Origin of the sequence: Eudoraea algarum, from assembly GCF_050589645.1 — a bacterium.
Taxonomy (GTDB): domain Bacteria; phylum Bacteroidota; class Bacteroidia; order Flavobacteriales; family Flavobacteriaceae; genus JBNGOQ01.
The window spans coordinates 126,287-149,109 of record NZ_JBNGOQ010000003.1; the positions used below are offsets into that span (position 1 = coordinate 126,287).

The 22,823-nt window shown below is 48.1% G+C and carries 20 protein-coding genes; 14 read left to right on the top strand and 6 right to left on the bottom strand.

Annotated features, from left to right (window positions below):
- Nucleotides 1-18: 18 nt before the first annotated feature.
- Nucleotides 19-858 carry an alpha/beta fold hydrolase gene (locus tag ACRD67_RS11435; RefSeq protein WP_430967281.1) on the bottom strand — a complete coding sequence of 280 codons (840 nt, stop codon included), beginning with the start codon at nucleotides 856-858 and terminating at the stop codon, nucleotides 19-21.
- A 201-nt stretch (nucleotides 859-1,059) separates the two neighbouring features.
- Here ACRD67_RS11435 and ACRD67_RS11440 point away from each other — a divergent pair, with 201 nt between their 5' ends.
- The gene (locus tag ACRD67_RS11440; protein ID WP_430967282.1) at nucleotides 1,060-1,422 is read left to right on the top strand and encodes a winged helix-turn-helix transcriptional regulator; all 363 of its coding nucleotides are present in this window, start codon (nucleotides 1,060-1,062) and stop codon (nucleotides 1,420-1,422) included.
- 373 nt (nucleotides 1,423-1,795) lie between these two features.
- Here the strand turns inward: ACRD67_RS11440 and ACRD67_RS11445 are convergent, their stop codons facing one another.
- Both ACRD67_RS11445 and ACRD67_RS11450 read right to left on the bottom strand, forming a co-directional pair.
- Complete coding sequence (locus ACRD67_RS11445; RefSeq protein ID WP_430967283.1) at nucleotides 1,796-2,350, bottom strand: hypothetical protein; 555 nt, start codon at nucleotides 2,348-2,350, stop codon at nucleotides 1,796-1,798.
- Nucleotides 2,351-2,353: 3 nt separating this feature from the next.
- Nucleotides 2,354-3,874: a helicase HerA-like domain-containing protein gene (locus tag ACRD67_RS11450; RefSeq protein WP_430967284.1), complete on the bottom strand. Its 1,521-nt coding sequence runs from the start codon at nucleotides 3,872-3,874 to the stop codon at nucleotides 2,354-2,356.
- Between the two features lie 93 nt (nucleotides 3,875-3,967).
- Between ACRD67_RS11450 and ACRD67_RS11455 the strand changes: the two genes are divergently transcribed.
- The 3 genes from ACRD67_RS11455 to ACRD67_RS11465 all read left to right on the top strand — a co-directional run bounded on the left by ACRD67_RS11455 (nucleotide 3,968) and on the right by ACRD67_RS11465 (nucleotide 7,868).
- Nucleotides 3,968-4,420 (top strand): RidA family protein, encoded by a 453-nt coding sequence (locus ACRD67_RS11455; RefSeq protein ID WP_430967285.1) that lies wholly within the window; start codon nucleotides 3,968-3,970, stop codon nucleotides 4,418-4,420.
- 200 nt (nucleotides 4,421-4,620) lie between these two features.
- Nucleotides 4,621-7,113, top strand: a complete 2,493-nt coding sequence (locus ACRD67_RS11460) for a T9SS type B sorting domain-containing protein (RefSeq protein ID WP_430967286.1) — start codon at nucleotides 4,621-4,623, stop codon at nucleotides 7,111-7,113.
- 122 nt (nucleotides 7,114-7,235) lie between these two features.
- Nucleotides 7,236-7,868, top strand: coding sequence for a 7-carboxy-7-deazaguanine synthase QueE (locus ACRD67_RS11465; RefSeq protein ID WP_430967287.1), 633 nt, complete (start codon nucleotides 7,236-7,238; stop codon nucleotides 7,866-7,868).
- Nucleotides 7,869-8,646: 778 nt separating this feature from the next.
- Here the strand turns inward: ACRD67_RS11465 and ACRD67_RS11470 are convergent.
- Nucleotides 8,647-9,453: a hypothetical protein gene (locus ACRD67_RS11470; RefSeq protein WP_430967288.1), complete on the bottom strand. Its 807-nt coding sequence runs from the start codon at nucleotides 9,451-9,453 to the stop codon at nucleotides 8,647-8,649.
- Between the two features lie 69 nt (nucleotides 9,454-9,522).
- Complete coding sequence (locus ACRD67_RS11475; protein WP_430967289.1) at nucleotides 9,523-10,239, bottom strand: class I SAM-dependent methyltransferase; 717 nt, start codon at nucleotides 10,237-10,239, stop codon at nucleotides 9,523-9,525.
- A gap of 93 nt (nucleotides 10,240-10,332) precedes the next feature.
- Between ACRD67_RS11475 and ACRD67_RS11480 the strand changes: the two genes are divergently transcribed.
- Nucleotides 10,333-10,830: a YkgJ family cysteine cluster protein gene (locus tag ACRD67_RS11480; RefSeq protein ID WP_430967290.1), complete on the top strand. Its 498-nt coding sequence runs from the start codon at nucleotides 10,333-10,335 to the stop codon at nucleotides 10,828-10,830.
- Nucleotides 10,831-10,902: 72 nt separating this feature from the next.
- Nucleotides 10,903-11,742: a sterol desaturase family protein gene (locus ACRD67_RS11485; protein ID WP_430967291.1), complete on the top strand. Its 840-nt coding sequence runs from the start codon at nucleotides 10,903-10,905 to the stop codon at nucleotides 11,740-11,742.
- A gap of 3 nt (nucleotides 11,743-11,745) precedes the next feature.
- Here the strand turns inward: ACRD67_RS11485 and ACRD67_RS11490 are convergent, their stop codons facing one another.
- Nucleotides 11,746-12,996, bottom strand: coding sequence for an exo-beta-N-acetylmuramidase NamZ family protein (locus tag ACRD67_RS11490; RefSeq protein WP_430967292.1), 1,251 nt, complete (start codon nucleotides 12,994-12,996; stop codon nucleotides 11,746-11,748).
- A gap of 3 nt (nucleotides 12,997-12,999) precedes the next feature.
- Here ACRD67_RS11490 and ACRD67_RS11495 point away from each other — a divergent pair, with 3 nt between their 5' ends.
- From ACRD67_RS11495 to ACRD67_RS11530, 8 genes are all read left to right on the top strand, one after another.
- Nucleotides 13,000-14,241 (top strand): ABC transporter permease, encoded by a 1,242-nt coding sequence (locus tag ACRD67_RS11495; RefSeq protein WP_430967293.1) that lies wholly within the window; start codon nucleotides 13,000-13,002, stop codon nucleotides 14,239-14,241.
- 113 nt (nucleotides 14,242-14,354) lie between these two features.
- A complete protein-coding gene (locus ACRD67_RS11500) occupies nucleotides 14,355-15,716 on the top strand; it encodes a pyridoxal-phosphate dependent enzyme (protein ID WP_430967294.1) in 1,362 nt (453 codons plus the stop codon).
- 92 nt (nucleotides 15,717-15,808) lie between these two features.
- Entirely contained in the window at nucleotides 15,809-17,107 is a 1,299-nt protein-coding gene (locus ACRD67_RS11505) for a M20/M25/M40 family metallo-hydrolase (RefSeq protein WP_430967295.1), read from the top strand.
- A gap of 3 nt (nucleotides 17,108-17,110) precedes the next feature.
- A complete protein-coding gene (locus ACRD67_RS11510; RefSeq protein WP_430967296.1) occupies nucleotides 17,111-17,887 on the top strand; it encodes an aldose 1-epimerase in 777 nt (258 codons plus the stop codon).
- Nucleotides 17,888-17,900: 13 nt separating this feature from the next.
- A complete protein-coding gene (locus tag ACRD67_RS11515; RefSeq protein WP_430967297.1) occupies nucleotides 17,901-18,533 on the top strand; it encodes a Crp/Fnr family transcriptional regulator in 633 nt (210 codons plus the stop codon).
- A 77-nt stretch (nucleotides 18,534-18,610) separates the two neighbouring features.
- Nucleotides 18,611-19,531 carry a hypothetical protein gene (locus ACRD67_RS11520; protein WP_430967298.1) on the top strand — a complete coding sequence of 307 codons (921 nt, stop codon included), beginning with the start codon at nucleotides 18,611-18,613 and terminating at the stop codon, nucleotides 19,529-19,531.
- Nucleotides 19,532-19,616: 85 nt separating this feature from the next.
- Entirely contained in the window at nucleotides 19,617-21,338 is a 1,722-nt protein-coding gene (locus tag ACRD67_RS11525; protein ID WP_430967299.1) for a SulP family inorganic anion transporter, read from the top strand.
- Between the two features lie 72 nt (nucleotides 21,339-21,410).
- Nucleotides 21,411-22,820 (top strand): MBL fold metallo-hydrolase, encoded by a 1,410-nt coding sequence (locus ACRD67_RS11530; RefSeq protein ID WP_430967300.1) that lies wholly within the window; start codon nucleotides 21,411-21,413, stop codon nucleotides 22,818-22,820.
- The last annotated feature ends 3 nt before the right edge of the window (nucleotides 22,821-22,823 follow it).

The following is a 22,823-nucleotide window of genomic DNA, read 5'->3' on the forward strand; positions in this document are numbered from 1 at the left end:
CATAAAAATAGCCTTTTTCTACGACTTCAGAAACGCCACTATTTGATTTCTTACCTTATCCTGGTGCAAGGAATGGCCCAGTCCCCGGGTTTTAATAAAGACACTGTCTTTCCACTGGGCATGGACTTGTTCGGAGGACCAGATGGGGGCAATGGCATCCAATTCATCATGGATCAACAGGCCTTTTTTTGAAATCTCCCGGGCGAATTTAGGGCTCGAGAAGTCGGCGAAGCCAAAGTTAAAGTTTTGCACAAAGTAATCTTCCAAGCCATCCATGAGCCTAGTGTTAAGCCCAAGGGTCCGTTTGTACTGTCGCATAAAGTCCGACAGCTCCGAAGGAGCACCCAGGGAGACCAATTTCTGGACCTGTTCATTGGGATATTGGTATTGGTTGTACAGCATGGTCATGCCTCCAATGGAATGGGCAACAATATAGGTGGGTTCGTAGATATCTATTACTTTTTGGGTGCATTCGGCATATAGGGGTACGTTGAACAAGGCCCCGGAAGTATTGCCATGGGCCGGGGCATCGAAGGCGATGATATTGTACCCCTCGGCTTCCAACATGGGGATAAAGTTGCGCCATCGAAAAGTGTTGCTCTCCCAACCGTGCATCAGCAAAACTGTGGGACCATCCCCCTGCCAGCGGTAGGTCTGGACGGCAATATCGGCCACCTCCAAAATATCGTCCTTGGCTTTTTCCAAAAAGGACCGTTGCATGGGGAGTACCTTCCCCTTTCTCGGCGTGCAAAAGAGCCGAAACGCCTTGGCGGAGGCACGTTCTTTATTAACCAGAGCCAGGCCGTTAAAGTATGAACCAAACATCAGGGGGATATATTTGTTGAGCAATCTTTTCATGGGATTGGACGGTTTAGGGATACCCAGGCCACTGGAATTAATTTTTTATATTGGTTTCTTTTAGTAACTTGCTATACAATCGAAATCAAAAATACAACTTCCTTTTACAATATAAAAGAGGTTGCAATTTTTACAGTAGGTATGGAAATGGAAACTATTACTGATACTCAGCGACTTAGGGTGGCCGTAAAACTAAAAAAAATGTTTGGGCATGTAAATCCCAAGGATCCCCCCGAAATTTGTCCCATACGCGATGTCATGGCCCTGGCATCGGATAAGTGGAGTATTTTGATTATCCTGTATTTGGGCTATTTTCCCGTATTGCGTTTTAATGAATTGAAACGGAAAGTCTATGGCATCTCTGGCAAAATACTGAGCGAGCGTCTTAAAAGCCTGGAAGTGGACGGATATCTGTCCAGAGAACTGTTTCCAGAAGTTCCTATACGTGTGGAATATCGCCTTACCGATTTTGGGCATTCCTATCTGCAAAAACTCATGGAACTGACCGAATGGGCGGAGAAGTATAGCAATAGGGTTATTACCAACAGGGCCAAGCATTCCTGATCAGTCCGCGATCCGGTTCCAGATATCGAGGTACATTTTCCACTGATTCCCTGCAGGTTTAAGGTTCAAAGTTCAAAGTTTAAGGTTGCTGGTGGGAGGTTGAGATTCTTCGTTTCGCTACGCTCCACTCTGAATGGCAACACATCTTCATTTGTCATTCCGAGCCTGCGAGGAATCTTCGGCCCCATTGCCCAACAAGTGAATAGGGAATGGCCAATAGCGAAGAGAATTTAACTCATATCTGCCTACGCCTACTGCCCAAAGTTCAAGAGCAAGTTCAAGGTTCAGGGTTGCCATCGAGAACACATCACCTTTAACCCCTAACTCAAAACTCATAATTCATAATTGATATCTGCCAGCTGTAACTATCCACTCACTCCCAGCCCACCATCAGGTACTTGATCCGGGAGTCGTCCGGTATCTGCACAGCTTCTATATTGGTGCTTGTGGTATATCGCAAACTTGGCGGTAGTTCTTCCTTATCGATTGTGAAATACATAGCGCTCTCCTTGGGAAAGATGACCACATTGTTGAGCGAGGTAATGACCTTATGGATGGTATAATGCTTCTTAATATCCTTGAAAGTGCTACTGAGACCTACCCCTTTGTCCGTGACGAAACGGGGATCATAGATACGGACGTTCTCAATTTTCGGAACGCTGTCCGCGTTCAGGGTCAGTGTTAGCAGATGTGTTCCGCCCCGCTCGTAAATTTTTATTTTCTTGGAAGCTTTGCCCAAACGCAGCCTAGCGGAATCGCGAACAATGGAATCCAAAACGTATATGGAATCCAATTGGGCAGCGGTGCTGGTCCTGTACAATTTGCCCACGCTGTCATGGGTAATCAAAAATGTGGTGTCTCGTTCCTGACCACAATTTGCCAAGAGCAGACCTAGGCAGAGTAGGCCTATCAACGGGAGTTTCTTCATGAATTATCGGATTACTTTTTTCAATACGCCCAGTACACCGCGGATGAAGGTGGCACTGGTAAGTACTTTTATTACTGGATTCTGGCGGGTACTTCTTCTGCTCGACGTTCTTCTGCTCGATGTTTTTCGGGCGGCGGATTTGGCCTGTTCTTTTTCGGCCAAAGCCTCGGCCTTTTCAATTTTTTCGTTCAAAATTTCATAGGCACTCTCCCTATCTACCACCTCATTGTACTTTTTAACCAGTTTGGAGCTCGAAATGACCGATTTTAGCTCACCGTCCGTCAATACATCCATTCGGCTCATGGGCGCCCGGAGCATGGTAGCGGCCAAGGGGGTAGGTCGTCCTTTTTCATCCAAAGCGGCAATCAACGCCTCCCCAATTCCCAGGGAGGTCAACACCTCCTTGGTATCGTAATAGTCCGATTCCGGATAGTTTTCGGCCGTCAGTTTAATGGCTTTTCGATCCCTGGCGGTAAAGGCCCTTAGGGCATGCTGTACTTTGAGGCCAAGCTGCGCCAGCACGGCATTGGGCACGTCCGTCGGGTTTTGGGTCACAAAATAGAGTCCTATTCCCTTGGAACGGATCAGCTTCACAATACTTTCTATTTGATCTAAAAGCGCTTTGGAAGCTTCCTTGAATATCAAATGGGCCTCATCTATAAAGAGGATCAGCTCGGGACGATCGCTATCTCCCTGTTCCGGAAAGCTGTCGTAGATCTCCGCCAACAGGCTCAACATAAAGGTAGAGAAGAGTTTGGGCTTGTCCTGGATATCGGTAAGCCTTATAATGTTAATATATCCCCGGCCCTCGGAATCTATACGGGTAAGGTCGTCAACATCAAAGGACTTTTCCCCAAAGAAAAGTTCCGCACCTTGCTGTTCCAGCTCAATTATTTTTCTGAGAATGGTACCAGTAGAGCTGGTAGAGATTCGACCGTAACTTTCCGTAAACTCTTTTTTGCCCTCTCCGGTGGCATATTGAAGCACTTTCTTAAAATCCTTGAGATCCAGTAGCGGAAGTTTGTTGTCATCACAATATTTGAATACCACGGATACAATACCCGATTGGGTGTCCGAAAGATCCAAAATACGGGATAGTAGCACGGGGCCAAATTCGGAGACGGTGGCCCTCAGTTTTACGCCGTCCTGTTCGGACAGGGAAAGGATTTCCACAGGGAAACTTTTGGGCTCAAAGGGAAGCCCTATTTTTTCATGCCGTTCGTCTATTTTGGGATGTCCAGGGCTAGGCTGGGCAATACCGCTAAGATCGCCCTTAAGGTCCATGAGCAATACCGGGATCCCCTTTTCCGATAGGTTTTCGGATATGACCTGCAACGTCTTGGTTTTTCCGGTTCCCGTTGCCCCGGCGATCAACCCATGCCGGTTCAGGGTTTTTAGGGGTACTTTAACGTGCGCGTTGGTAACGGTCTCTCCGTTGAGCATGGCCGCACCCATCGTAATATAATCGCCCTTGGTGGTATATCCCTTTTCTATATGGGCAAAGAATTCGTCTTTGGTACTCATTCTGGTATATTTTTGATAAAAATAGGGTAATTTTAGTCAACAGAAAAAGTTGACGTTCCCGATTTAAAAACGTCGCAAAATAAACGATATAAAATGAAAAATCACTTCAAATTCCTCAGCGCTTTTATCTTGGTTTTGACCGTTTCAGTCCAGGCGCAGGAAAAAACAGCAATTACCTTTCACGAATCCCATGAGGAAAAGAAGAAAAACGCCCCGTTCAGCGATGCGGTGGAAGTGGGCAAGCTCTTCTTTTTGGCCGGACAGATAGGGATGGACCACGGTACCCGAACCATGGTGCAGGGCGACATCAAAACCGAAACGGCACAGGCCATTAAGAATATCCAGGCGGTGCTGCAACAGCACGGCATGGATTTGGATCGCGTAGTAAAGTGTACGGTAATCTTGAGCACCATGGATGATTTTGCCGCCTTTAATGAGATATATACCCAATACTTCACCAAAAAACCGGCACGGACCACCTTTGCGGCCAGTGGCCTGGCCCGCAATGCCAAGGTAGAAATAGACGTGATAGCCGTCAAGGAATAAGGGGAAGATGGCCGGTTTGCAAAGCGCTATCTAAAAAGTGATATATTTAACGGTTATATCTTACCTCCTGTAGATCGTTTTTGAATTTGTTCAATGCGTTGATCAATTTTACGGGTTGGTCATTGAACATGCAACTATAGATGGCGTTTGTCAAAAATTTTGTTTCTCCCTGGTTCCTTAGGCCCAAACCATTTATGGGTATGGGTTTGATGCTGCTTATGTTTACGGGGACCTTGTGGTCACAGACCAACATTGCACCGGTAATTACCGCCCAAGGAGACCAAATCTATTGCCCACTGACTGCTATACCCATTACAACAGATTTTGACATTGTAGACCCGGACGACACCGAGGTTGAAGCGTTTTTTATTCAAATATCCACGGGATACCAAATTGGGCAGGATACCTTAAGACTTGCGGTCTCCCATCCGAACATTACCACTTCCTGGGATGAAATCCAGGGCAAGTTGACCCTCCGCGGACCTCTGGGGGGTATGGTGAATTATGTAGACCTGATAGCCGCCGTACGGGATGTGGTCTTTGAAAGCACGGCCCTGTATCCAACCGAAGAGAAGACGTTTTCCCTAAGTATAGGGGTAGCCAGCTTTTTACCCTTGACCGGGCACTACTATGAATACGTACCCGCGATTGGTATTCCTTGGGACCAGGCCAGGATAGCGGCGCAGGGACGCACCTATTTTGGGCTTCAGGGATATCTGGCCACCATAACATCGCGTGAAGAGGCCCAACTTGTAGGCGAGCAGGCGGCAGGAGCCGGATGGATCGGAGGTAGCGATGAAGATATTGAAGGCCAATGGACCTGGAAGACCGGACCAGAGGCCGGAACCGTTTTTTGGAACGGCGGATTGGGCGGCAGTTCGCCCAATTTTGCCTTTTGGAACAATGGTGAACCCAACAATGTTCCAGGGGCGGATGGTCAAGGAGAGGACTACGCCCATATTACGGCTCCGTCTGTAGGTATCCCGGGTTCTTGGAATGATTTGAGAAATAGCGGGGAACCTTCGGGCGATTTTCAGCCCAAAGGGTACATGATGGAGTATGGGGGCATGCCTGGAGACCCCATGTTGAATTTGGCTGCGAGCACAAAAATTTCCACTCCCGTAATTGAAAGTTCCACGGGTGTAGAAATATGCGGTAACGGTGTCTTGACCCTGGACGCAACCGCATCCCAGGGAACCGTACTTTGGTTCGATGCGGAAACCGGAGGGAATTTGGTACATACCGGGGCAAACTTTACCACCCCACTACTTTCCCAGACAACGACCTACTATGCCTATGCATCGGTGAACAGCTGCCAAACGGGGAGTAGAACAGCTGTGGACGCTATAGTTTATCCCGAACCCCTGATAAATGCTCCACTTACCGTACAGAATTGTGATGTTGATGGTTTGGCAGACGGGTTCACCGATTTTAACCTGAACGAGATTACCCCTGTGCTTACCATGGGCGTGGAAAATTTGATGGTCACCTATCATCTGTCCCTTGGGGAGGCAAACACGAAGGGGAACGCATTGAACCCTTTCCCCTTCAACAATGCAGTGGCCAACACGATATTTGCCCGTGTGGAAAATGGTTTTGGATGTTTCCTGACTGCAATGATCGATCTAGAGGTGTCCACCACTTCCTTTCCACCCGATTTCTTACATGAAATAAACAGTTGCGACGTGGATGAAAGGGACGGGATCGCCACTTTTGACCTGAGTGGAGCTTCAACCGCTATTATTTCGCAATTTCCGTCCAACCAGAACTTAAGAATATCCTATTATAACAATGCAGAGGATGCGCAGCTAGAGCAAAATGAAATTCTGGACATCACGGATTTTAGGAACAGCACACCCTTTTCCCAAACCCTTTATGTTAGGGTAGAAAGCGGGGATAATGGCAATTGTTTTGGAATAGGGCCACACTTAAGCCTTAACGTGCCCCCGCTGGTTACATTTGAAACACCGCAAAATAGCATTGTTTGTTCCGGTTCCTCGGTAACACTTGCAATTTTGAATCCACAGGGGAATTATACCTACAGCTGGAACGATGAGCAGGGCAACCTAATCGCCAATGCACCGCAGGCGACGGTGAATGCCGCTGGGCAATACACCGTAGTGGGGACCTCGGTCTTTGGGTGCCAATCCTTGCCCCAGACCGTGAGCGTTTCGGAATCCGGAGCTCCTAATCTTGAAACGGATTTCATTGTCGTGGATGATGCAGGGGAACGCAAGTCGATTACCCTATTGGATCAGGACAATAACCTGGGTAACGGCGACTATGCCTATGCCTTGGATAATCCCTTTGGTCCTTTTCAGGATGCCGCCGTGTTTGAGGATGTGGCGCCTGGACTGCATACGGTCTATGCCGTGGATAAAAATGGCTGTGGTTCGGATCAAATCACTGTAGGGGTAGTGGGCGTACCCAAATTTATGACCCCCAACAACGATAACAACAACGATACCCTTACCATACTAGGTGTAACACCTGAGTTTTACAGCGATGCCCGTCTTTTTATTATGGACAGATATGGCAAGCTCCTGGCACAAATAGATGCCTTCGGTCCCGGTTGGGAAGGCAATTTTAATGGAAATACGCTCCCATCTTCCGATTATTGGTATGTACTGCTACTCACCGATAGCAGTGGCCACCAACACAAAAGGACGGGCCATTTTAGCCTGCTTAGATGATTCTTGTGCAGGTTTTGGGTAAAACACATGCTCGGATTTAGCCCGCCATTCCGCACCTTAAAAAAATATTTTGGCACCGTTTCAGCTTCCATCAACCCACAATTAAACCCTATCTTTGCAAAATGATTACAGATGAGGTAATGGCATTGGTAGATGAGGGCATCATGCTCCCTTTGATGGAGGAGTTTTACACCATTCAGGGCGAGGGTTTCCACAAAGGCACGGCCGCGTACTTTATTCGCGTGGGCGGTTGCGATGTGGGCTGCCATTGGTGCGATGTAAAGGAGAGTTGGAACGCCGGTACCCATCCGCCAACGCCCGTAGAGGACATTGCCGTTAATGCGGCCAATTATTCGGATACAATTGTCGTTACCGGGGGAGAACCGCTGACCTGGGATATGGGACCGCTTACCTTGGCACTTAAGACCAGAAATTTACAGACCCATATAGAGACTTCGGGCGCTTATCCCCTGACCGGTACCTGGGATTGGATCTGCCTATCCCCCAAAAAGAATAAATTGCCCCTGGGCGATGTGCATCAAAGGGCCCATGAGCTAAAAGTAATCGTCTATAACAAGCACGATCTTATTTTTGCAGAGGAACAGGCACGCCAGGTACGGGAAGATTGCGTACTCTACCTACAACCCGAGTGGAGCGTCCGCGATAAGGTAACCCCAATGATAGTAGATTATGTCATGGCGCACCCAAAATGGAAGGTATCCCTACAGACCCATAAGTATTTGAACATTCCTTAGTCAGAAGTCAGAGGTCAGAAGTCAGTAGGCAGAGAGCAATTAACAATTAGCAATAAACAATGACCAGCCTGAACTTGAACAGTCAACAGTTGGCAGTGGGCAGTTTCAGTAGGCGGTAGATGGTTGATGAATCGCCAATATCAACGGCACCATATGGAAATCGCTGTTGGATTTGTCATTCCGTATTTAGTGCGGAATCCATTTCAGTTGAATGTAGGCTGTTGAAAGTAGACAGTAGGCGGTCACAGTGGGCAGGGGGCAATTAACAATTAGCAATGACCAAATAATCAATGCCCCTGATACGAAAACCGTTCTTGGATTTGTCATTCCACATTTAGTGCGGAATCCATTTCAGTTGAATGTAGGCTGTTGAAAGTAGACAGTAGGCGGTCACAGTGGGCAGGGGGCAATTAACAATTAGCAATAAACAATGACCAGCCTGAACTTGAACAGTCAACAGTTGGCAGTGGGCAGTTTCAGTAGGCGGTAGATGGTTGATGAATCGCCAATATCAATGGCACCATATGGAAATCGCTGTTGGATTTGTCATTCCGCATTTAGTGCGGAATCCATTTCAGTTGAATGTAGGCTGTTGAAAGCAGACAGTAGGCGGTCACAGTGGGCAGCTATCAGCTATGGGTTAAATTCTCTTCGCTATTCCCTTGTACTTGTACTTTGAACAGTGATCGGAAGTCAGAAATCAGGGATCAGAAGTCGGTATTAAAGGGCCTTGACCTTTAATTTCCAATGTGCAACTACCGACAATCCATTAATCCGACTAGCGTCCGCCGTTGGCCTGTAGGTCCAGTACACATTCGGCGTCCAATTCGGGAATAAAGGCCATTCCACGGGATGCCCTGCTTTCCATCATGCCCATTATCCCGGCACCAAATTGCAATTCGGCACGCATTAAACATCCGGGCACATTGCAATGGTTTTCCGCTTCGGGATCTTCATGGTCGTTTACCGCCGGCGATCCCAAATTTACGAGCCCGAACAAATGTCCAAACTCATGGTTCAGGGTAGCTTCCTCAACATCTGCGACCGTAATCAGCACGCTTCGCTCCGTTAAGCGCTGGATAGTGGATTCGTAGATGACCATGGAGGTATTTCGGTATACCGCGCCCAAGGTCACCAAACCTTCGTCCTCATCATCAGTTTCGGACGGAGCGTCCGTAAAATATATGTAGATGCCAAGGGTTTCCCCATCATTGTAGACTGTGCGATTCTCAGCTTCCAAATCGGCAATTTCCTGGAGCGTAAGGGTTTCCTCGTTGGGAGAGCTAAGTTCTGTAAAGGTAATGGCAATATCGGTCTTGAAGGTATGGTCCCTGAGATATTGGTCAAAGGCATTGATGGCTGTCTGTGTAGGCCTAAACCCGGCTACATAAGCTATCTCGATGCGCAAGCTTGTAAAACTATCGTTGCTCAAAATATCATTGGCAGAGTCACCGGCCGCTAAAAGATTGGCCGAACGATCAACAACCTGTTGTGCAGGCGAATTTGGCGTTCCCCCATCATCGTCCTTGGAACATCCCATGAAGGTAAAAAGGACCAACGCAAACAAAATACCGATCTTTCTCATACTACAATTTTTTATTATAACAACCCAACTTGTTAATTCCCTACCAAGGTAAACGATGCAAGATCAGGTCTATTGCCGTTTTGGCGCAAGTTTGGCTAAATAGTCGTAATGTTCTCCCTTACTTACAAGTTCACAGTTAAAATCATTTACTTCCGCCGCTTGTTGCAGCGTGTTATAATCGAGATACAACCAGGGAAAGGGCGCGCTTTTTTCACCCAAATACTCCAAGGTGAACTCCACCTGACCATAGTAGGTATCCCTATCCGGGACCCAGAACCCACCATCCGCATCTTGCTCGTACATATAAATAATATCACTGGAATCCAGTAAGATTTGCCCTCCTGGGGCCAACAGTGCTTTTAGATGCCCAAAAAAAAGATCTAGCTTATCCAATCGCCCGGCCAGACCTATTCCGTTCATCAACAGGAGTAGGGTATCAAATTTCGTTCCAGAATAGGCGTATAGATCGCTGCAAATCACATTTTTCAAGCCCCTGAGCCTGCACACGGCCACTGCTCCCTCGGAATGGTCAAGGCCGGTAACCGAATAACCCCGGTCTTGCAAATACAAACTATGGCTTCCGGCGCCGCAACCAATGTCGAGCACCCGTCCGCTACAATGTTGCAGCGCTTCTTGCTCTAATCCGGGCATGGCCTCAAAATCCCGGAACAAATAGGGCAGGGGAAGACTGTCCTTGTCACCAAGGGAGGAATAGGTGGTAAGGTCTTCCATATATCGACCCGCCTGGTAATCCAGCATTGCTTTTCCAAAAATATCCACATCCATAATTTGCACGTTCCCTGTAAATGTGGGGTTTTTTATGTAGTTTTTGATCGTTGAGGAGGCAAGATAGATTAACTGTGGTAACTTTACCCCTTTATGAAGGCAATTTTAGCACAGCTTCCGGAAAAGGCCCAGGAAAAACATGGTGAGAACAAACGTTTTTTTGCCAAACTCAAAAAGAGGCCGCCCAAGAAGATGGATTACGTGATGCAGGAACTGCACAAGGCAGAATTTGAACGAACCGATTGCCTGCAATGTGCCAATTGCTGCAAAACCACGGGCCCCCTGTTCACGGATGTGGATATCGTTCGGATCGCTAAGCACCAGCGATTAAAGCCGCAACAATTTATACAACGGTACCTGCGGATCGATGAGGAGAACGATTATGTACTGCAGCAGCTTCCCTGTGTTTTTCTCGATAGTGAAAATGCCTGCACCATTTATGATGTACGCCCCAAGGCCTGCAGGGAATTTCCACATACCGACCGGAAAAAATTCCATCAGATCAGCCAACTGACCCTCAAAAATGTGGGCATCTGTCCTGCCGCCTTTGCAATCGTTGAGGCGATGAAAAAACAAATAAAGACCAAATGAGCCGGCAAAGCCATCCGCGCTTGATACGGCACAAAATTTGACAAAATCCTTCCTAAGGTTTATCTTGTGTGCATGGAAACGATCGTAAACTATTTTGAGACCATACCTTCCACTCACAGAAGCCTTATTTTGGTCTTGGGAATCACTTTTTTCTGGTTGCTGGAGGGCGTGGTTCCCCTCTTTCGCTTCACTTATCGGAAATGGCGGCATGCGGTCCCCAATTTCTTTTTTACCTTAACTACCATCATTATCAACTTTGCCCTGGCCTTTTTGCTATTGAGTACCAGTGATTGGGTGGGAGCAAGCGGTTTTGGAATCATTAATTGGCTGCCGGAGATGCCCTTATGGCTTTATGTGATGCTCGGGGTACTGTTGCTCGATTTTTTTGGAGCCTATTTGGCCCATTATGTAGAACATAAGGTAAAGCCCCTTTGGATGATTCATTTGGTACACCATACGGATCATGAGGTCGATACCACTACCGCAAACAGACACCATCCCCTAGAGAGCCTTATCAGGTTTTCCTTTACCTTGTTCGGGGTATTTTTGGTGGGCACACCCATAGGTATCGTAATGCTCTATCAGTCCCTTTCCCTAGTGGCCACCCAGTTTGGGCATGCGAATATCCGATTGCCCAAAAAAGTGGACGAGGCCATAAGCTGGATAGTGGTTTCCCCTGATATGCACAAAGTACACCATCACTATAGGCTACCCTATACCGATTCTAATTATGGAAACATTTTTTCGATTTGGGACCGAATATTCGGCACCTTTATGAAATTAGATCGGGAAACCATTGTCTACGGGGTGGATACGTTTCCGAACAAGAAGGAGAATGGCAGCGTTGCGGGGCTCTTAAAACAACCCTTTCACAAATATCGGCGGCCTACGACCATGACCTCGGACTCGTAGATCTTATTTATAAAGCAGGTATTTTGAACGGATCTTTCGAAAGCTTTCCAGGTCCGCTTCCCAGCTTTTCCTAATTTCTGTTTCTGAAATACCGGCTTCTATTTGCTGTTGCAATTCCGGGGTCCCAACGTGCTTGGTAAACGAAGCGGTGTTAAAGAAGGCCGCTTTGTCCTGGGTACGGGTATAGGCCTCTATAAGCCAATCCAATCGTATGCGGTGCAACCGGGCCGTGTCGGAAAGGTCCTTGCCATAGCACAGTTTGTCTTGCTGTTTGGGGTATTTTGACCCAAAATTTGGTTGGGGCGTATATCTCAGGATATAATGGGTGCTATCCAAAAAAGGTGCTCCAAACCGCTGAAACTGAAACTCGGTTCCCCTGCCGGCATTCAAATGCGTCCCTTCAAAAAGCCCGGTGCTAGGGTACAGATTTATGGCAATATCGTTGGGCAGGTTGGGAGAAGGTCTAATGGGGAGATCATAACTTCGTTCATGCGTATAATTTTCAAGGGCCACAACAGTAAGGTCGACCTTCATTTTGCCTTCCAGCCAACCTTCTCCGTTGAGCATTTGGGCATATTCGCCCATGGTCATCCCATAGACCAACGGAATGGTGTTCATACCCAAAAAGCTGCGGTGTTCTGCCTTCATTCTAGGGCCATCCACATAATGCCCGTTCGGATTGGGTCGGTCCAGGACCATTAGGGGTATACCCTTTTCCGCACAGGCTTCCATGACCAATTGCAGTGTGGCGATATAGGTGTAAAAACGAACGCCAACGTCCTGGATATCGAACACCACCAACTCCAACCCTTCCAGTTGATCTTGGCTGGGTTTTTTGTTCTTTCCATAGAGCGATATCAGGGGCAGTCCTGTTTTGGTATCCACACCGTCCACCACGACTTCTCCGGCATCGGCCTGGCCGCGGAACCCATGTTCCGGGGCAAATACTTTTTTGATGTTAACCCCTTGGGAAAGCAAAGAATCCACCAAATGGGTATAGGATGGTTTGGCCCCCGGATTTTTAAAGATTACACTGGTTTGATTGGCCACTACACCCACCCGTTTTCCTTTTAACAAGGGCAGATAATATCCGGTTCGGTTGGCGGCCACCACGATTGGCGGGGTGGTCTTTTGTTCGGTTTTCATCCTGGCCTCAAGGGTATCGGCGGTATCCTTTTTCGCTTGGTTTGCACAAGCGAAGAGCAGTAAAACCAATAATAAAACTGTATTTTTGAAACCGGATAAAAACACCATCGATTGAATTTAGAATTTTTTATAGCAAAACGCCTGATCAAGGGGGCAGCACATAAAATTAGCATTTCCGCACCGATAATAAAAATCGCTATAGCTGCTATAGCCATAGGGGTTGTCATGATGCTTATTGCGATTGCTACCGGAGTGGGACTAAAAAACAAGATTCGGGAGAAGGTGGCCGCTTTTAACGGCCATATCCAAATATATAACTTTGACAATAACAATTCCGACGTTTCCGTGGCCCCTGTATCCCTGGCCCAGGATTTTTATCCCGAATTCACCTCGGTATCCGGTATTTCGCACGTCCAGGCCGTGGCCAGCAAGGGAGGAATCATCCGCACGATGGACACCTTTGAGGGAATCATCGCCAAAGGTGTTGGCGCAGACTACAATTGGGACGTTTTTTCGGAGTATTTGATCCAGGGGCGCCTACCCGAGTACAGTGGGGAACTCAATGAAGAAGTGTTGCTTTCACGACTTATGGCAAGCCGCCTTGGATTTAAGGTGGGCGACACTTTTTTCACCTTTTTCCTCAAGGATGATGACGCCTCCAAAATACCGAACCGACGTAATTTCAAGATTGTGGGGATTTATGATAGCGGTTTTGAAGAGTTCGACGCTACCTACGTGTTCGTGGATATCCGTCATATTCAACGGATGAACAAATGGGGCGCGCACCAGGTGGGTAATTTTGAAGTGTTCTTGGAGGATTTTGACGCTATAGACGAAAAAAGCAATGAAATCTACGGGAGCGTACTTTCCACATTGGACACCCAGAATATTAAGAACCGCTACTACCGGATCTTTGAATGGATCGGGCTGTTCGATTTTAACATAGCGCTGATCATCGGAATAATGATCATTGTTGGAGGCATCAACATGATTACGGCGCTTCTGGTACTGATTCTGGAACGCACGCAGATGATCGGGATATTGAAGGCCCTGGGGTCTGCCAATTGGAGCATCCGTAAAGTGTTTTTGTACAATGCGGCCTATCTGATCGGCATCGGCCTTTTATGGGGCAATGCCTTGGGCCTGGGCCTCCTTTGGGTGCAGCACAGGTTTCGCTTGTTCAAGTTTCCCAATCCCGAGGAATATTATATCGACTATATTCCGGTCTATATTAGTTTTCCGACCGTTCTGGTACTGAATTTAGGGGTGTTGGTGCTTTGCTTGCTCATGCTTTTGGTACCCTCCTATATTATCACTAAGATTACGCCGGTCAAGGCCATTAAATTTGAATGATCTTCCTTGGGTTTTGGTGCTGGGAAGAGGCGCCCGGTGAACCCGCTATTTTTTGATTTTCCTGCCAAAGCGATGGGAAACCTCCGTTTGAATATTCTATCTTTGCGCTACATATGGAGTACGCAAAAAACATACTGGAAACCATAGGGAATACCCCCTTGGTAAAAATAAATACCCTAACTGCCGAACTGCCCTGTTTGGTGTTGGCCAAGTACGAAACCTTTAATCCGGGAAACTCGGTAAAGGACCGTATGGCCGTTCAGATGATAGAGGACGCCGAGGCTTCGGGCATTTTAAAACCAGGGGGCACCATCATAGAAGGTACCTCTGGGAATACCGGAATGGGACTGGCCCTGGGGGCCGTGGTGAAAGGGTATAAAATGATCTGTGTGATCAGTGATAAGCAGTCCAAGGAAAAAGTGGATATTCTTAAAGCCATGGGCAGTGAGGTCTATGTTTGCCCTACCGATGTAAGCCCTGAAGACCCCAGAAGTTATTATTCCACCGCCCGGCGATTGGCCAAGGAAATTCCCAATTCTTGGTATGTGAACCAATACGACAACCCTTCAAACACCAAGGCGCACTATAAAAGCACTGGACCGGAAATTTGGAAACAGACCGATGGAAAAGTCACCCATTTTGTGGTGGGCGTAGGTACGGGGGGTACCATCTCGGGTGTTGGGGGCTATCTCAAAGAGCAAAATCCGGCGGTGAAGGTATGGGGTATAGATACCTACGGTTCGGTGTTTAAAAAGTATCATGAGACGGGCATTTTTGATGAGAACGAAATTTACCCGTATATCACGGAGGGCATTGGGGAAGATATCCTTCCCAAGAACGTCAACTTTGATATTATCGATGGGTTTACCAAGGTAACGGACAAGGACGCCGCCATCTATACACAGCGATTGGCCAAGGAAGAGGGCATGTTTCTGGGGAATTCGGCAGGTGCTGCCGTAAAAGGCCTGTTGCAATTAAAGGAACATTTCTCCGAGGACGATGTGGTCGTGGTACTTTTTCACGATCACGGAAGTCGTTATGTGGCCAAGATGTTCAACGACGATTGGATGCGGAATAGGGGCTTTTTGGAGGATGAAGTGACCAAGGCGATAGATTTGATCAAGGACCATCTGGAACTGCCCTTGGTTACGGTAAAGACCGAAGAACTGGTGATGCACGCCGTGGAGCGCATGAAACAGAACAATATTTCCCAAATTCCGGTGGAAGACGCCAACGGTTTTGTGGGCTCCGTGGATGATACCACTCTGTTCCGGGCCATTTTGGAGGACAGTAGCGTAAGTGCCACGCCCATAAAGGAATTTATGCAACCCCCCTTTCCCTTAGTAGATAGGAACACAGCGGTAGAGGAAGTGGCCAAGCTCATCAACAGGGAAGTACAGGCGGTGTTGGTGGATCTGGGCGATGGTAGGCACCATATCATTACCAAGTACGATATCATCAGTGGATTGCACTGATTGTCTTCCATAAATCACATAATCCATTTATTCAAGTACAAGCCAAGGATTTTTGCATCGGTTTTGATACCTTAGGGGAAAGCAAATTTACCATGAGACAGCAATACCTTTACCTTAGCCTTTTGGCCAGCATCTTATCCCTTTCCCTTTCGGCACAGCGACTCTCACGGGTAGAGAAAAAACTGGTGAACAAGGTTGAAAAAAACAATGCCGAAGCCATATCCTTCCTGGAAAAGGTGGTTCATATAAACAGCGGCACCCTAAACCTGAACGGCGTCAAGGAAGTGGGTATGGTATTCAAGGATGCTTTTGAAGACATTGGTTTCAAGACCAATTGGATTCCCATGCCGGAAGAGATGAACCGGGCCGGGCACCTCTTTGCGGAAGTTTCCGGGACCAAGGGTAAAAAATTGTTACTTATCGGGCATCTGGATACCGTATTTGAGGAGGACAGTCCCTTTCAGAAGTTTGAACGCATCAACGATAGTATAGCCCATGCCCCTGGGGGAAATGACATGAAAGGTGGGGACGTTATCGTTTTATATGCGCTCAAGGCCTTGTACGAAGAAGGCCTGTTGGACGACGCCCAAATTATTGTTGCCTTTACCGGAGACGAGGAAAGCACGGGAAAACCTTTGGATGTCAGTAGGAGCGATTTGATTGCCGCCGCAAAAAGAAGTGATATTGCCCTCGGTTTTGAAACTTCCACCGGCTTTAATTATGCTACGGTGGCCCGCAGGGGTGCGTCTGGCTGGGCCGTTAAGGTAGAGGGGAAACGTGCGCATTCCTCGGGAATATTCAATGAACGCGTAGGTGCAGGGGCTATTTTTGAACTCTCCCGGATACTCCATGCTTTTTATGATGAAGTTCGGGGCGAGGAATACCTCACCTTTAACCCGGGGACCATCTTGGGCGGCACCTTTGTGGATTTTGACCCGATGACGAGTAAGGGGAATGCTTTTGGGAAGAGCAATGTAGTGGCCCAGACCGCTATGGCCCGAGGGGGGCTTCGCTTTATCTCGGAAGCGCAAAAGGAGCAGGCGCGCGACAAAATGAGGGAAATTGTATCCCAAAATTTACCGCATACCTCGGCCAGCATCAGTTTTACGGACAGCTATCCGGCTATGGGACCCACGGAGGGCAATCTACAATTGTTAGGGACATTGAGCGAGGTTAGCCTGGCCCTGGACCAGGGAAAGGTAGAAGGCTATGATCCGGGTAAAAGGGGGGCTGCGGATACTTCTTTTGTTGCAGCCTATGTAGACTGCCTGGACGGCCTTGGTACCATGGGGTCCGGGGCACATACCCCACAAGAGACCGTGAACCTTAACAGCATAGCGGCGCTTACCAAACGTACGGCCGTGTTGATCTATAGACTCATCAATCAATAATATATGACCATATTGCAAGCATTTGACCAGAGCGTACGCATCGATGCCGGGGAACTCGTGGGCTACCAAGTTGCGGGACATGAATACATCCACCAGAAAGGAAGCCCCGGATGGCGTAGTTCGGACACCGAGATGTTTCCCATTATTGGCCCTACGAACGAGGCGGGCTTCCGAGTCCACGTATCCAAAGGAAACGCCATTCAGGATCAGCATGGCCTGCTGCGCGAACTGGACTACGAACAACTATCGCACTCGAACACCAAAGCGGTGTACAAAAAAAAATACCGGGCCGCGACCCCCGTGGAGAATTCCAAATATCCTGAAAAATCTACCGCCCGCTTGCTCATTTGGCCCTTCAATTTTGAGTTTACAAAAACGTATGAGTTAAGCAAAGCAGGCTTGGAAATTACCTTTGGTGTATCCGGGGATCAGGACATGCCCTTTATGTTGGGTTACCATCCGGCCTTTAAATTACACATCCCTGACCCCATAATCCTGGCGAACGACAAGACCATTGGCCTTGCAGAAGTTCTTGAGGTAGGTAGCCGTGCCCTTGAGGTACCCAACTGCGATACGATCGTTCTCAAGGACAAAAACGACATACAGGTGAAAACGGAAGGCTTCGGGAACTTTATGCTGTGGACAGAAGTTCCCAATATGGTGTGTATAGAGCCCATTAGCTTTTACCCCTACGCCGTTGCCCAGGAGGAACTTTTTGAAGGCTTTCGATACCTGGCAGGGGACCAGGAAGAATTTAAAGTGTCCATTCAGGTACAATAAGAAATTTTACACGATGCGGGAAACTTTACAACAGCACTATGGTTATCTTTTTGAGCCGGAACTCCTGGCGGAAATCCAGGATATTGCGGTATACAAAAAGGTAAAGCAAGGAGATTACCTGATGGATATAGGAGAGTCGATTACGGCCATACCGCTCTTGCTGCAGGGAGCCATTAAAATTCTTCGGGAAGATGCCGACGGGGACGAACTGCTACTGTATTTTATAGAGCAGGGCGATACCTGTGCCATGACCCTATCCTGTTGTCTTGGAACCCATAAGAGTGAGATCAGGGCGGTGGCGGAGACCGATACCGAACTGTTGATGATCCCTGTGGAGCAGATGGAAAGATGGATGGGGAAATACGAAGGATGGCAACGGTTTATCCTGGACAACTATCACACGCGGATGATGGAGCTGTTGGAGACCGTGGATACACTTGCTTTTCTGAAACTGGATGAACGTTTGCTGAAACACTTGCAGGATAAGGCCAAGGTAACCCATGACGACCATATCCGTACCACCCATCAGGAAATTGCCTACGATTTGCATACTTCGCGCGTGGTGGTTTCCCGCCTGCTTAAAAAATTGGAACGGGAAGGGAAGATTGCCCTGCACCGCAACCAGATCAAAGTCCTGGAACTTTAGGCCCTTTTTTGAGTGCCCAAACTGTAACAAGCTGGGGGTAGGTTCATCTTTAAGGAGATCAATCAAATTAAGAACAGATGAAACTACCCAGACTCCCTTTGTCCCTTATTACTGGCCTGCTTACCTTTTTATGCAGCGCACAAACCGAAGACCTTTTCCACGGCCTTGCCTTGCAGGAATCCCTTGGCTCGGCAAAGGCCAAATTGGAACCTCACGCGGAGCAGATCCGCTTGATCGAGGTGGCCACCCCAAGTTTCCCTCTTGCGAAGGATAGCGAGACCCACGTGATATGTCAGAACTATACCTCCCAAAATGGGGTGATTGCCGAGGTGGCCTTTACCTTTGCCGATGACAAATTGGTCCTGGTACAGGCGCGCGGTAATGCTATTGTTGCCCTGACCGGAAAACGGAAGGACACGGCACAGACTTTAATGGGCTATGGTGCCTATTGGAAAGATCTGATCGTTACCAAACCCGATGAGGACAAGGTATGGATGCTCACCCCTGAAGCGGCCCACCCCAATTTATTTACCTGGGACAATCCTTATCTGCCCTCCAATGGGGGCAAGGCCGTTTCCTATGAAGCATCGGCCAAAGTACCTGATATCATTGAAATGGGCGGGGCGCTGGACCAATTGAGGCCCCATCTGGAGCAGTTGTCCAATTTTACCTATGAACGCGAGTTGGGTGAGGGCGATCCCAACGCCCAATTGCAAATAGATTGTTTTGGCATTCCCTATGCAGGTTTTCAGCGGAAGTTCGAGGCCCGTTTTGGGGACGACAAACTCAATATGGTATGGATACTTACCGGCAAGGGCGAAGAAGATCGGATACGCCAAAAATTGGTAGAAGCTTACGGTCCGGCCCTATATGTGGATGAGGCTTGGGAGGCCTTTCACAACTGGCAGGTACTGCTCCGTAAGGACAAACCCGAAGTGCTGCTGCTGACCCCAGCTTTGGGCACCTTTTACAAAGAGGATTATTTTAAACAGGAATAATAGCTGTTGGCAGGCCTTAAAAAAGGCGGCTTCTGGACGTAACACAGGTCACAAAGGTTTCCCGATTTAATGGTACATTTGGCCCATGCAACGGTTTTTTCCCTTTTTGGATTGGCTGCCCCTTTATAAAAAGAAGTATTTCACCAAAGATCTTCTGGGCGGAATCACCGTGGGCATTATCCTGGTCCCCCAGGGCATGGCCTATGCCATGATTGCCGGACTACCGCCTGTCTATGGCCTGTATGCATCACTTTTTCCTATTTTGGTCTATGCCTTTTTGGGCAGCTCGCGGCAGTTGGCCGTGGGTCCAGTGGCCATGGATTCGTTATTGGTGGCTGCCGGTCTAGGTACCCTGGCTATAACAGGACTTGAACATTATATCGCCATGGCCATTTTTCTGGCCTTTAGCGTGGGTGCCATACAGTTCCTTCTGGGATTGGGCCGTATGGGTTTTTTGGTGAATTTTCTGTCCAGGCCCGTAATCAGTGGATTTACATCGGCTGCCGCTCTGATCATCATGTTCAGCCAATTAAAACATCTTTTGGGCGTATCGGTCCAGGGAAGTACCCAATTTCATGAGTTACTGGCAAATGCCCTTGGACAATTGGGGGCAACCAATCCCTATGATTTGGGTATCGGTCTGTTGGGCATCGCACTTATTATTCTTCTTAAAAAATGGGACAAACGTATACCAGGAACTCTTTTGGCCGTGGTGCTGGGGATATTGGGTGTCTATTTTTTTGGGCTTGAGTCCAAGGGCGTGGAACTGGTAGGCGAGATACCCAAGGGCCTGCCGTCCTTTTCCGTTCCGGAGATCAGGCTACAACATTTCCTAGACATATGGCCCATAGCTTTGACCCTGGCCCTGATCGGGTATTTGGAGGCCATTTCCATAGGCAAGGCCATGGAAGAAAAGAACGATGAATATACCATAGACGCCAATCAAGAGTTGGTGGCCCTGGGCAGTTCCAATATGTTGGGATCTTTTTTTCAGTCCTATCCCGTCACTGCAAGTTTTTCCCGTTCAGCTATTAGCAACTCGTCCGGTGTGAAGAGTAATCTGGCATCGCTGTTCAGCGTAGTCATGGTTGTGGTGACCTTGCTTTTCCTCACCCCCTTGTTTTATTTTCTACCCAACGCGGTATTGGCCTCTATCATCATGGTATCGGTCTTTGGATTGATCGATGTGGCCTATCCCAAACGCCTGTGGCGCCTTCGCAAGGACGAGTTCCTGGTATTGCTTGGTACCTTTTTGATCACCCTCTTTGTGGGTATTAAGGAAGGCATTTTGATAGGGGTGCTGTTTTCCCTGCTGCTGATGGTATACAGAACGTCCAAACCCCATTTTGCCGTTCTGGGCAATATTCGGGGAACAGACTACTACAAGAACATAGACCGCTTTGGGGAGGAGGTGGAAATTCGGGAGGATTTACTGATCATTAGGTTCGATGCACAATTGTATTTTGGCAATGCCTCCTTTTTTAAGACGCAACTCTTTAAACAGGTTGCGGCCAAAGGGGGAAAGCTAAAAGGGGTGGTCCTAAACGCCGAGGCGATCAATTATATCGATTCCACAGCCGCCAAAATGTTGGTGGCCGTGATAGGGGAATTACAACAAAGAGGCGTACAGTTCTATATTGCCGGTGCCATTGGGCCTGCCCGTGATATCTTTTTTAGCAGTGGGATTATTGATCTCTTGAAAAAAGAACACCTTTTTGTACAGACCAAGGAAGCTGTTGCTTATTTTGATAACCCTACCGAGGTATCGATCTTACAGGGCAAGGTGGCCCATCAAAACCGGAACTGAATGTGACCAAGGTCACAAAAGGAAAGCGGAATAAAACGTATTTTTGGATATTCATAAAAAAGCGATAACTAGATGAACATAGAACAGATTTATACCGGATGTCTAGCACAAGGGGCGTACTATATTGAAAGCAATGGGGAAGTGGCGATCATAGACCCGTTACGGGAGGTAGCCCCATATCTCCAGCGGGCCAAAGCCGATAAGGCCAAGATAAAATATATTTTTGAGACCCATTTTCATGCCGATTTTGTAAGCGGTCATGTAACCCTGTCCAAGGAAAGCGGGGCACCTATAGTTTTTGGCCCCAATGCCGAGCCTGCATTTGATGCGATCATCGCCGAGGATGGCCAGGAGTTTCCTTTGGGAGCATTGACCATCAAGGTGCTGCACACCCCGGGCCACACCATGGAGAGCACCACCTATCTACTACAGGACAAGGATGGAAAGGACCATGCTATTTTCTCAGGGGATACCCTCTTTTTAGGTGATGTGGGCCGTCCGGACCTGGCACAGAAAGCCGCTAATATGACCCAGGAGGAGCTCGCGGGCAAACTCTTCGATAGCCTGCGTACCAAGATTATGCCCTTGGCAGATGAGGTCATTGTTTACCCTGCGCATGGGGCAGGTTCTGCCTGTGGCAAGAATATGATGAAGGAGACGGTGGATACCTTGGGCAATCAAAAGAAAATGAACTACGCCCTACGGGCCGATATGACCCGTGAGGAATTCATAAACGAGGTAACGGAAGGCCTGTTGCCCCCACCAAAATATTTCCCGCTGAACGTACAAATGAACAAGGAGGGGTATGAAGATATTGACAAGGTGCTGGAAAGGGGCTCCAGTGCGCTTTCTCCCGAGGCCTTTGAGGCCATGGCCAATGATACCGGCGCGGTCATCCTGGATGTGAGGCATCAGGACGAATTTGTAAAAGGGCATCTTCCCCGGTCCATATTTATAGGACTGGGAGGCAGTTTTGCGCCCTGGGTGGGCGCCTTGATCGCCGATGTAAAACAACCCATTCTACTTATTGCCCCGGAAGGCAAGGAAGAAGAGACGGTGACCCGTTTATCGCGCGTAGGTTTTGATCAGACCCTGGGTTATCTTGAAGGCGGCTTTGAGGCCTGGAAGAAAGCCGGAAAGGAAATGGATACCATTACCTCCCTGCAGGCGGAAGAGGTTAAACGCCGAGTAGCATCGGACAAAAAACCGATATTCGATGTGCGAAAGGAAAGTGAGTACACGGCAGAACATGTAGTAGATGCCGAGAACACCCCTTTGGATTTCCTCAATGAGCATATGGCCGAGTTTCCCCAAGAGGAAACTTTTTACCTGCATTGTGCCGGTGGCTATCGCTCGGTTATTGCGGCCTCTATCTTAAAAAGCCGGGGCATTCACAATCTAGTGGACGTTGCCGGAGGTTTTGCCGCAATGAAACAATCGGGGATGGCCGTTACCGACTACGTTTGCCCGACCACCTTGTAGGCA